We start from the raw sequence: 9,738 nt of genomic DNA on the forward strand, positions 1-9,738 counted from the left end.
TCAGCAAGGATGATATTATTTCAAAATTATGGGGATATGATTCAGAAGTTGAACATAATAATATCGAAGTTTATGTATCCTTTTTAAGAAAAAAATTAGCTTATATTAATTCTTCTGTAAAAATTACAACTTTAAGAAGAGTGGGATACAAACTGGAGGAATAATATGTTTAAAAAACTTAGAACAAGGTTTATCCTCATTAATATGACCCTACTTAGCATAGTTTTTATAACTATCTTTGGTACTATTTATTTTATTACTAATAACAGTATTAATAGAGATATAGAAATGACTATTGATAGCTTAATGAATAATAGAGGTCCAAAACAAAAACCTAACTTAGGAAATATTGTTGTAGAAGTGGATGAAAAAGGAAATATAATAAATTATCTTGCCCATTTAAATAGTGAAGTTTCTACTGATGAGTTACAAAACTATGTAAATACAGCTCTAAAAAGTAATAGTGATTCAAGTAAGATAAAAATCAATGATGAAAGCTTTATGTATACTAAAAAATCTTTCGATAATTATTACAAAATAGTATTCTTAAATATCACATATGAGGAAAACTTAAAACTAAGGCTATTGCAAATTTTCACTATAACAGGTGGCTTAAGTCTAGTTATTTTACTTTTTATTAGTATTTATTTAACTGATAAAAGTATACAACCTATAAAAGATACTTTTGAAAAGCAAAAACAATTTATAGCAGATGCTTCTCATGAATTAAAAACACCTTTAACAATAATAAAAACTAATACTTCTTTAATACTAAGTAATCCAGAAGATACTATTAAAAATCAATCTAAATGGATTAAATATATTGAATCTCAATCGGATAGAATGTCCAATCTTGTAAATGAGATGCTATCATTGGCTAAACTAGATATAGAAGAAAATAAATTAATTCTTTCTTCTATCGATATAAGTAAGATAATTGAAAATATGTTGATAAGCTTTGATGCTATAATATTTGAAAATAATATTTCATTAGAAGAAAATATTACAAAAAATATTTTTATCAACGGGAATGAAGAAAGTATTAGGAAATTATTTAGTATTCTTATGGATAATGCTATAAAATATACTAATTTAAAAGGAAAAATATCAGTTGATTTATACCTAGATAGAGCTAAGGCTATTCTTGAAATAAAAAATACTGGTGAAGGTATTGATCGTGAACATTTAGACAAAATATTTGAACGATTTTATAGAATTGATAATTCAAGAGCTAGAGATACTGGCGGATATGGTCTTGGTCTTTCCATAGCAAAATCAATAGTTGATCAACACAAGGGAAAAATTTATGCTAAAAGTAAATTAAATAATTATACTACTTTTATAGTAGAGGTTCCTTACTTATCACAATAAAGATATAAAAAAATACTTCAAACTATAAAAAATAATGGATGAACTTATATAAAGCTCATCCATTTAATTTTTAATTTTTTAATTTGAATATTAAATTAATTTTATAAACTTTCTACACTACTATTGTTTGTACCTTGATTACTACTTGATGGTTGATTTGGTGGAGTCATTCTATTATCTCTTCCTCCACCACCGCCTCCAGGTTGATTTCTATTATCACCACTGGAAGCCCCTTCTTGAGTTACATTAGTCACTGTTTCTGAAATTTCATAACTACCTACTTCACTTCCTTTTGTATAAGTTCCACCTGAATATAATCCATCAGTGACATCACCTGTAGATGAACCTCCAACATATATCTTATATGTTTCATTTGATTTAATATTTGGAGTACAAACAATTACAGATGAATAATTTTTGCTTGGTGCAAAAGTAATAACATCATCACCATCTTCTGATTCAACTCTTATTAAAGTATTAGCTTCTTGTGAAGTTAAACTTATATTTATAGAATTTAATTTAGAAGATGAGCTTGGGGTTTGAACCATCCCTAGACTTCCTGCTGCGATTAAAGTTCCTCCTGTAATATTAAACTCTCCATCATAATCTAAAGATCCATTTCCTCCATTAGTTGGACCATTTACTATAACAGTACCTTCAGTCATAGTTAAATCACCATTTGCATCTAATCCATCTCCATTAGAATCTATTACTAAATATCCGCCATTGATAGTTGCTGATCCAGTTGTAGTAGACTCCATACCATTTTGTCCTGGTCTTCCACTTATAGACGATCCACCTGCTCCACCTGCCGCATTTAATCCATCATCACTAGCTACCACATGTATATTTCCATTGTTTATACTAATTTCTGTACTTTCTATTCCTTCATAAGATTTTTCTATATTTAAAGTTGATCCGTTTATTTCTAATTCAGAATCGGAATGTATTCCATCGTCTCCCGATGATATGTTTATAGTTCCATCATTTATAATTAGTTTATCATTAGAGTGAATAGCATCATCAGAAGAATCTATATTAATTTTACCATCATCAATTTGTATCACAGAGCTTGCTTTAATTGCTTTTGCACTTACTGTATCTTCAGTTGATTGAGTAGATTCATTTTGATTTCTAGGCTCTCCTGGTCTTCCTCCACCCCATTGGCCCCAACCATCATTACTACTACTATTTGTACTTCCACCTCCGGAAGTAATATCAATATTTCCACCTGCTACTAATAAATTAGTTTCAGCTTGTACACCATCTTGTTCTGATGTTATTTTTATTGTCCCTCCTTCTAGTGATACAAATCCTTTTGTTTCATCTTCATCGTTATAGGCTTGTATTCCATCTCCTCCAGCATCAACTGTTATGTTTCCACCCCTAATTACTACAGAGTCTTTTCCTTTAATAGCATCAGACACAGATTTGACAGTTATATTTCCATTTTCTATAATTAAATCATCTTTACTAACTATCCCCTTATCATAGTTTCCATCAACTTCTAATGATCCATTTCCTATAAAAGCAATATCTTCTTTACTAAATATCGCTGCATCTAGTTGTGTTTCATTTTCACCTTGCTCAGCATAAGTATTTCCATCTGAAATTTTATTTTCACTTCCATCAGCTAAAGCAAAGACTACTTTTTCAGAGCTTACAACATTTATTGCTGAACTATTTGAACAAGTTATATCCACCCCATCCAAAAGGATATAAGTCTTTTCTTCTTTATCTGTATTTACAACTATTTGTCCATCACTTAATTTTCCACTCAAACTATAAGTTCCTGCTGTATTTATAGTTATTGTATTTCCATCAATCTTTACTCCATCTCCATCTACTGTAGTTTTATTGTCAGAAAGTTTGATATAGGTCTCTATATCTCCTATTGTTTCAACTTTTTCATCAGACTTACTTAATACCGTATTTGGAGTTGTCTTACTTTTAACATCTGAGCTTCCTGTTGTTGATGTATTAGTTTTATTTGAACAGCCACTTAGACTTATACATAAAGAAAGCGCTGTTATCATTGTTATAAGTTTCTTATTCACTATGTACCTCCTCAAAATATTTATTTTTCCTATGTAAAAATAATATCAATACATGCTTAAATGAAACTTAAATAAATTTTAGCACATGACATTAACTTTAAATATTTTCATGTCAATATTTTCAAATATTATTACACTTACAAATAATAAATTATACATTATAACAGATATATCTGTAAGTTTAGAACTTTTTCTTTTATCTCCACTTTCTTTAACAAAAGGGGCTGTCACATGACAATTCAAAATTGTTAATGCGACAGCCTCTTAATCTATATTATTCAATTTATCTAAATATCTTTTGAGTTAATATTAATTTTTGTATCTTCATCAATTATATTTCTCATATATTTTAAAGTATCATCATATTCAAAATAATTTTTCCCATACTGTAAATTAAATTCATAATCAAAATCTTGAGGATTATTACCTTGATTATGCTGAACTATAGTTTCTAATTTATCCATTGCCTTAACAAGCTTAGCTTCTTTTGTAGAACAACTATTATATTCACACCACAAATCATATATATTTTTACTTATGTTTTCTGGTAGTGTTGTTAACATTCTCTTCATTGCTTTTTCTTCAATATCTAATTTTGTATTAGCGTCAGTTTGCAATACTGCTGATATATCTCCATCATAAAGTTCTCCCAAGTCGTGTACTAAACTCATTTTAATTGCTTTATTAATATCAATATCTTCAAACTCATCTTCTAAGAGCATTAACAACATTGCCAGTCTCCAAGAATGTTCTGCTGTACTTTCTCTACGACCAGTCTTTGTCCAAGCTGTTCTAGTTACAGATTTTAAGCCTTCTATTTCTTTAATAAATTCTATTACCCCATCAATTTTTTTCATATGCTATTCTCCTATAAAAGTATATAGTTATAATTTATCATAATGCTACTTATAATGCACATGACATATGTCACCAATAATAAATTGTTATTATAAACATTATCTGGATCTAGAACCAGAATAGAAAAATAAAGAAATAATATTTGATATTGGCATTGCAAAAAATATACTTAAACTGGGCTCAATATCCATAATACTAAACTTACTAACTAATAGAGGTAAAATTATAGATAATGGTATAAATAAAAATATCTGCCTTATAAACTCTAGCTTACTAGCTCTTTCTTCTTGACCTGATACTTGCATAAAGGCAACCATAGTATATATAACTCCCATAAAAGGAAACCCTATAAGAAGAATTTGCATTATAGATACAGAGGTATCTATAATACTTCTATCTAATGTAAATATTTGAACTATTTCTTTAGAGTATATAAATACCAGTGTTATTGTAATTAAAGAATATAATAAACTATATTTTAAAGTTTTTGATTTTATTATATTTTTCTTTTCCTCATTATGACTACCTTGATAATATGCTATAACTGACTGAACGCCTTCTGTAAGTCCTATTAAAGGAAGTAACATCATCATATATAAAGAGTTACAAATAGCCCATGCCCCTATATATGATACATCTCCATAGTTCACTAAAACCTTATTAACTGTAAACCCATTTAAACTGTTTAAGGCTTGCATTAAGAATTGAACAAATCCTATCTTGATTAATAATAGTAATATTGATTTGATTTCTTTGCTACATAAGTTTGTTTTTTTCATCCATAAACCTTTTTTTACTAAAAACAAAATAGCAAATAATACATATGATATTTCACTAATCAGTGTGGCTAAACCTATTCCTATAATCCCCATTTCAAATACAAATGTGAATAAAATATTAAATATTATATTTATAATTGTTGAAGAAGTAACAATTATGATTTCTATTTTGGGATGTCCAAAGGATCTTATATTATTTACTAACGTATATCCAACTGAACTGAACACATTAAATACCACTGCAATATTTAAAAATTGTTTTGCTAAAACTTTTACTTGACCAGTTGCTCCAATTATATCTAGTAACTTGTCTTGACCGATAAATATAGCCGCTGATATTAAAGTACTAAATATTAAGCTTGAATATAATCCTACCTTAAAAGTACTATTCACTTTTTCTTCATTACCTTCTCCTAGCCTTTTAGCTAATATTATTCCTGTAGATACACCAAATATTAGTTGAGCTGCTACAAACAATGATAATATAGGTGCCAAAATTCCCATTGCTGATAATGCATAACTGCTCATATCTCCTAAATGACCAGCAAAAGCTGTATCTATCATAGATGCTACAGATTCTAAGACTAGTGAAATAATAGCCGGTATAGAGAAGTATAATATTAATTGATTAATAGACTTATTCTCAAAAATATTACTTCTATTTTCTCTTTCGATTTCGCCACACTGGGTGGTGGCCGACGTCCGCGACTCATCGTCATCTTTTGTACTTGTTATACGTTCCTCTCTTTTTTGAATAAACTCACCATGTAGTTTATTAGTTTTTAGATTTACCTTTTCTTTTTTATTATTTTTAGTATTCCTTAATTGTAAATCCATATTTATCATCTCCTTAATTAAAGGATAAACTAATGTCTTACACATAGGTCAACAATAAAATTTAAATTATTTAACAGGTATATATAGTCCAAAATAATCTATAGGTGATTCATCTTTATATACTGTGACTAACATTTGTCCAAGTATAGGACCTGATACCTGGATATTATTTTGTTTTACAATATTTCTAACATATTTTATCCAGTCATCGTAATCATTGTCAGCAAGAGATATTACAGTGTACATATATTTTTCCTCTGAGATAAATTCAATACTTTTACTTTCAATGTTATTTTTTATTTTCTCAATATTTTCAGTTATAGTAATCCCCCACTTAATTTTATCTTCAGCTTCATCATCAAAAAGTACTCCCTCATCTATTAAAAAAGAAAAATTTATATAATCAAATATATATTGATCTATATTTTGAATTTTTTCTACTATCTCAATAAAATCATTAAAATTATTCTCTTTTGTAATTTCCAAGAAAAAATAACTTTCTTTTTCATCTTTTATAAGTTCAACTTTATTTGAATCATAAATACACTCTTCCAAGGATATTTTCATCGATTCTAATCTCTTTTGAATTTTTTTTATTTTATCCATTTCTTTCTTAATATAAATTTCTTTTTCTTTAACTAGATTTAAAATTTGTTCTGGTGAACAATCCTTAATTACCCTATCTATATCATTTAAAGATAAATTTAAGCTTTTATAAAAAATTATGTCCGTTAAGCAATTTAAATCTTCAATTTTATAATACCTGTATCCATTATTTTTATCTTTTTTAGGACTTAGTAGTCCTATCTTATCGTAATGTACTAATGTATCTCTAGTAACATTAAATAGTTTACATACTTCTCCTATTAAATATTTATCCTTCACATATATCCCATCCCTTTACTTTATTTATGATAAAACTATTGCTATTACCTATTATGATAAGTAAACAAAATTTATAATTCAATTATTAATATAAATTTATAGTAATATATATTACTCTTTATAGCAAAAAAATAAACTACCTGACCATTAAATCAAGTAGTTTATTTTACATATCATATTTAATTTACTTTTAATCTAAATAATAAATTAATAAAAGATTACACCCATTATCATTTAATAATAAAATATCTTACTTTCCCCAGAGGACTTCCTTTCGTTTTTTTATTTTTATTTTTATTTTTATTTTTATTTTGTCCACCTTACCTCTACGTCTCGTAAAAGAATTCCCTCTTCTTAATCACTACACAAGGGCTTTAATCATGTGGCCAAGGACTTAGTCCGTTAATCAAGTAACAAAGTTGAAAATTACATGTTATCTAAATAACAGATAATATATAATTTTCTTACAATAAAAAAGAATAGCTAATATAACTTCTAGCTATTCTTATACAAATATTAAAATAATATATTTTTTTCTTTTAATTCTTTTTTGATTTCTTCTAGAGTTTCATCATCTGGAACTTCAATGGTATGAATATGATACTGTTGAGATAAACTAGACAGTTGTTTAAATCCATCTCTATTTGTTTTATCCATAAAGTTTTTAATATCTCTATTTGATGATACATTTAAGTCTGCTTTTATTGTTCCATAAGTTGGATGGTCCACAATTACATCTTTTATTTTCCCACCTAAATCTACTATTATTTGTAATTCTTCTAAAAGTTCTTCTGTCGTCTCATGATTTTTGCTTTTTATCTCAAATTCTCTTTTTTCAAAACTATATATTATATATCCAGTAGATGTAGCTAATATATCAATTCCAGAAGCTCTTAATAATGCAATATCTTTTACAACTATTTGTCTACTTACATTAAGTTCTTTTGCTAAGGCCTCACCCTTTACTGGCTTATTAGATGTTTTTAAAATATGTAATAATTTCTCTCTTCTTTCATTGCTATTCATAATACACCTTCTTTACAAGTAATTATTATCTCATCTTTTTATTATTCTATATATAAATTATTCATAAATCAATACGTTATTTTTTACTTACTTCTCAATAATTTACTAAAGTTTTTAACTTAATTAAGTTTTTAACTAAGTAGTTTTTTAGTTGTGCACCAATTATCATGGTGATATAATGAATTTACAAGTGTATATACACTTGTAAATTCATTAGTTGGAAAAGGGTGTAATTTATGAGGAAAAATTTATTTGATGATATATTAAAATTAAAAAAAGAAAAAAATGCTATTATCTTAGCTCACTTATATCAGCCTGCTGAAATTCAAGCAATAGCAGATTATATCGGTGACTCTTATTATTTAAGTAAAATAGCTCGTGATTGTGAAGAAGAGTTAATCATATTCTGCGGAGTAAAATTTATGGGGGAAAGTGCTAAAATTTTATCACCTGAAAAAACAGTAATCTTACCTTCTGCTAGTGCTGGGTGTCCAATGGCTGATATGGCAACAGCTTCTGATTTAGAAGAAATGATAAAAGAATATCCAGATGCTTTTAAAGTATGTTATATAAATTCATCTTACGAAGTTAAGGCTCTTTGTGATGTTTCAGTTACATCATCTAGTGCATTAGCTATTTTAAAAAATGTACCTAATAAACAAATATTATTTTTACCAGATAGAAACTTAGGTAGCTATATAGCTGAGTTCTTCCCTGATAAAGAATTTATTTTCTGGCAAGGTTTCTGCCCTACTCACGAAAGAATAACAACTGAGGATGTACTTAAAGCTAAAGAAAAACATCCTACTGTAAAAGTTTTAACTCATCCTGAATGCAACAAAGAAGTAAGAGATTTAAGTGATTACATAGGAAGTACAAGTGGAATTATTGACTACGCTACTAAATGTGAAGATGATGAATTTATAATCTGTACAGAGGAAGGAATTTTGTATGAATTAGAAAAAAGAAATCCTAATAAAAAATTCTACTTCCCAGAAAAAATACTTTGTCCTAATATGAAAAAAACTTCTTTAGAAAATGTCTATGATGCTTTATGTGGAAAAATTGATGAGGTTATTCTAGATGATGAAATATCAAAAAAAGCTTTAACCTCTCTAGAAAATATGCACAAATTAGGGGAGATGGTTCTTTGTGAAAAATAATTATGTTGATGTTTTAATTGTTGGATCTGGAGTTGCAGGATTATATTGTGCTTTAAATCTTCGTAATGACTTGGACATTATGGTAATCTCAAAAGACAAATTAGATTGTACAAATACATATTTAGCACAAGGTGGTATTTCTGTTGCTAGAAATAAAGATGATGTTCCTTTTTTCCTAGAAGATACATTAAAAGCTGGTCAATATAAAAATGACTTGCAAGCAGTAAAAGTATTAACTAGAGAATCTATTGAAAATGTTGATTATTTAGTTAGCTTAGGCCTTGATGTTGATAAAGATGAAGATGGAAATTGGGATTATACAAAAGAAGGAGCTCATTGTGTAAATAGAATAGTTCATACTCAAGATAATACTGGTGAAAATGTAGCTAAGACACTTATAAAAAATGCTTTATCTCGAAATAACATTAGAATATCTGAAGATACCTTTCTTGTTGATATAATAGAAAAAAATAATAAATGTATAGGTGGAATTTTATTAAAAAATAATGAACAAATTAATGTTTTCGCTAAATGTGTAATTCTCGCATGTGGTGGTATTGGTGGTTTATATAAAAACTCTACTAGCCAAAGAATTTTAAGAGGTGATGGTCTTGCTGTAGCCCTTAGACATGATGTAGAACTTAAAGATATAAACTATATTCAAATTCACCCAACAGCTTTTTATGATGAATCTGATGACGAAAGAAGATTTTTAATTTCTGAATCTGTAAGGGGTGAAGGCGGAAAACTTTATAATATTAA

General features: G+C 27.5%; 10 protein-coding genes. 4 read left to right on the forward strand and 6 right to left on the reverse strand.

Annotated elements, in window-relative coordinates; genetic code table 11:
* Nucleotides 1-14: 14 nt before the first annotated feature.
* The gene (locus J7G74_RS16770; RefSeq protein WP_334299732.1) at nt 15-164 is read left to right on the forward strand and encodes a helix-turn-helix domain-containing protein; all 150 of its coding nucleotides are present in this window, start codon (nt 15-17) and stop codon (nt 162-164) included.
* 1 nt (nt 165) lies between these two features.
* Entirely contained in the window at nt 166-1,371 is a 1,206-nt protein-coding gene (locus J7G74_RS02305) for a sensor histidine kinase (protein ID WP_297131368.1), read from the forward strand.
* Between the two features lie 101 nt (nt 1,372-1,472).
* Here J7G74_RS02305 and J7G74_RS02310 read toward each other — a convergent pair whose 3' ends face one another.
* From J7G74_RS02310 to J7G74_RS02335, 6 genes are all read right to left on the reverse strand, one after another.
* On the reverse strand, nt 1,473-3,428 hold the full coding sequence (locus J7G74_RS02310; RefSeq protein WP_297131372.1) for a carbohydrate-binding domain-containing protein: 1,956 nt from the start codon (nt 3,426-3,428) through the stop codon (nt 1,473-1,475).
* Between the two features lie 78 nt (nt 3,429-3,506).
* Complete coding sequence (locus J7G74_RS02315) at nt 3,507-3,671, reverse strand: hypothetical protein (RefSeq protein ID WP_297131375.1); 165 nt, start codon at nt 3,669-3,671, stop codon at nt 3,507-3,509.
* A 44-nt stretch (nt 3,672-3,715) separates the two neighbouring features.
* Nucleotides 3,716-4,285 (reverse strand): HD domain-containing protein, encoded by a 570-nt coding sequence (locus tag J7G74_RS02320; protein ID WP_297131377.1) that lies wholly within the window; start codon nt 4,283-4,285, stop codon nt 3,716-3,718.
* Between the two features lie 99 nt (nt 4,286-4,384).
* A complete protein-coding gene (locus J7G74_RS02325) occupies nt 4,385-5,902 on the reverse strand; it encodes an MATE family efflux transporter (protein WP_297131379.1) in 1,518 nt (505 codons plus the stop codon).
* A gap of 66 nt (nt 5,903-5,968) precedes the next feature.
* Complete coding sequence (locus tag J7G74_RS02330; RefSeq protein ID WP_297131382.1) at nt 5,969-6,787, reverse strand: MerR family transcriptional regulator; 819 nt, start codon at nt 6,785-6,787, stop codon at nt 5,969-5,971.
* A gap of 516 nt (nt 6,788-7,303) precedes the next feature.
* Entirely contained in the window at nt 7,304-7,813 is a 510-nt protein-coding gene (locus J7G74_RS02335) for a transcription repressor NadR (RefSeq protein WP_297131385.1), read from the reverse strand.
* 236 nt (nt 7,814-8,049) lie between these two features.
* Between J7G74_RS02335 and nadA the strand changes: the two genes are divergently transcribed.
* Nucleotides 8,050-8,976, forward strand: a complete 927-nt coding sequence (gene nadA / locus J7G74_RS02340) for a quinolinate synthase NadA (RefSeq protein WP_297131389.1) — start codon at nt 8,050-8,052, stop codon at nt 8,974-8,976.
* On the forward strand, nt 8,966-9,738 hold a 773-nt coding region (locus J7G74_RS02345), incomplete at its 3' end, for an FAD-binding protein (protein ID WP_297131392.1). The genes nadA and J7G74_RS02345, both read left to right, overlap by 11 nt.

The organism is Terrisporobacter sp. (assembly GCF_017888745.1).
Taxonomy (GTDB): domain Bacteria; phylum Bacillota; class Clostridia; order Peptostreptococcales; family Peptostreptococcaceae; genus Terrisporobacter.